This is a genomic window from Pseudomonas sp. 18.1.10 (assembly GCF_024655625.1).
Classification (GTDB): domain Bacteria; phylum Pseudomonadota; class Gammaproteobacteria; order Pseudomonadales; family Pseudomonadaceae; genus Aquipseudomonas.
This window is the reverse complement of record NZ_JANLGL010000436.1, coordinates 1-1,856: the sequence shown is the minus strand read 5'-3', so window position 1 is coordinate 1,856 and position 1,856 is coordinate 1. Positions and strand designations below refer to the sequence as shown.

3 protein-coding genes are annotated in these 1,856 nt (G+C 61.7%); all 3 read right to left on the bottom strand.

What is annotated here, in order from left to right; genetic code table 11:
• Positions 1-70 precede the first annotated feature (70 nt).
• The 3 genes from NUV89_RS29530 to NUV89_RS29520 are packed head-to-tail and all read right to left on the bottom strand — an operon-like array spanning position 71 to position 1,758.
• Positions 71-661, bottom strand: a complete 591-nt coding sequence (locus tag NUV89_RS29530; RefSeq protein WP_257784097.1) for a hypothetical protein — start codon at positions 659-661, stop codon at positions 71-73.
• A complete protein-coding gene (lepB, locus tag NUV89_RS29525; protein WP_257784096.1) occupies positions 658-1,446 on the bottom strand; it encodes a signal peptidase I in 789 nt (262 codons plus the stop codon). The genes NUV89_RS29530 and lepB overlap by 4 nt, the downstream gene beginning before the upstream one ends.
• 9 nt (positions 1,447-1,455) lie before the next feature.
• Positions 1,456-1,758: a hypothetical protein gene (locus NUV89_RS29520; RefSeq protein ID WP_257784095.1), complete on the bottom strand. Its 303-nt coding sequence runs from the start codon at positions 1,756-1,758 to the stop codon at positions 1,456-1,458.
• Positions 1,759-1,856 lie beyond the last annotated feature (98 nt).

Here is a 1,856-nt window from a genome sequence, read left to right as displayed (position 1 = left end):
TTGATTTGTGAACACATTCAAAAATGTGGGAGCGGGCTTGCTCGCGAAAACGGTGGCCCAGGCAACCGATTTATCGAGGCCGGCACACGTTGTAAGCCTGGTTCTCGGCCACGTCCTCCATGTGATGCCCAATCACCGTATTCAGCACCAACTGCCGCTCCGACTTCCCGGTCGCACGGTACGCCGAGCCCTGGGCATCGGTCTGGATCCTGAAACCGCCGCTCGCCAGTTGCTTGACCAGTTGCAGACGCCTGGCCCTATCGCCATTGCCGCGATGGTCGCTCGGCGACAGGAACACGTAGCGCTCCTGCTGCAGCAACCACACCGGCCGATCACTGCTCTCGCTGTCAAACACGTAGGCACAATCCACCGACGCCACCGGAAAACTGGCCTTGCGCACATAGTGGCCGCCTTCATACCCCACCAGCGTAACCATCCCCGGTTGCACCACTGCAACCGCGTCCTCGGTCTGTACGCCGTCTTGAACGCCGTAGTTCGAATACGCCCAGCGCAACGGGATGAACTGCGCCGGGGTTGCTGCCAGGGCGAGGTCGTTGTTGATTCGCGCCTGATCTTCGGCACCGCGATACGGCACACCCTGGCAGCCGGCGAGTGCGACGAGCCCTAGCAACATCAAGGTTCTGTTGAAAGTGCTGTTCATGGGAACGTCGTCCCGATGCGCGACCGTTCTTTGGAGAACCAGATCCCGGTGATCTTGCCGACCACATCCTCAACCGCGACCTGGCCCATGAAGCGGCTGTCGTTGCTGTTGTTGCGGTTGTCACCCAGCAGGTAGACGTGACCCGGCTCGACTTTAACTGGCGCAAGTTCCATCGACGCGGCGCCGTTCACCCGGTCGGCCGGGGCGTGGAACAGGCCGAGGTTTTCGCCGTTGTGGATCAGCTCGCCGTTGACGATGGCCAAGGTATCGCCACCCACGCCGGCCACGCGCTTGACCGCCTCGGTGCCGTTCCAGCGGTACACCACGATGTCGCCGACCTTCGGCGCACCGGCCTTGAGATCGGAAACGATGTAGTCGCCGATCGACAGCGTCGGCGCCATCGAGCCCGACGGAATGTAGTAGTTCTTGAAGCCCAGCAACGGCCCCCGCAGCACTTCCAGCAGCACGAAGGTGAGCACCATCAACACGCCCACATACAGCGCGTGGAAGCGTTTGCGCGGCACATCCGGCGGGCCGTCGTAGCGACGCGCCAACACCGCCGCCACAATCGCCGAACCGAGCTTGACCGCGATCGCGAAGGCGGCAAACACGTACAGCCCGATGGGCGACGCGATCAGGCCACACACGCCGAGCAATACGACGCCGCCGTACAAAATCGCCGCGACCCAAATCGCCCATTTGATCCGGCCCACGTAGACCAGGCCCCAGCCCGCCACGAGGCAGGACATCAGGAAGGCTTGCAGGGAGAGTTTTGCGGGTTTCATTGAGGGTCCTTAAGGAAAATTGGTGTCCACAAAGTGTTGCGCGAAGTCTTCAGCGTTGATCGGGGTACCGGCGCTGGCAAACTTCTCGGCGTTGGTGCGCCATATCTCTCTGATCTTGTCGGCGACCGTCGCGGGGAAATCCATTTGTGCCTCGATCACCGCCTGCCAACTGCCCGTCACGCCGTACACCTCGTGCAGCTTGGGCTCCATGGCGCGCAAGGTCGCCTGTTGCTCATCGCTCAGTTCACCGATGGCGGCCAATACGTAGCATTCCAACAGCCGCAGAAACGGCTTTCCTGCATATCGACTCATAAGCCCTCTCCAAAATCACACCGAACCCTGTGGCGAGGGAGCTTGCTCCCGCTGGAGTGCGCAGCGCTCCCAAAAATTCTGGGGCCGCTTCGCAGCCC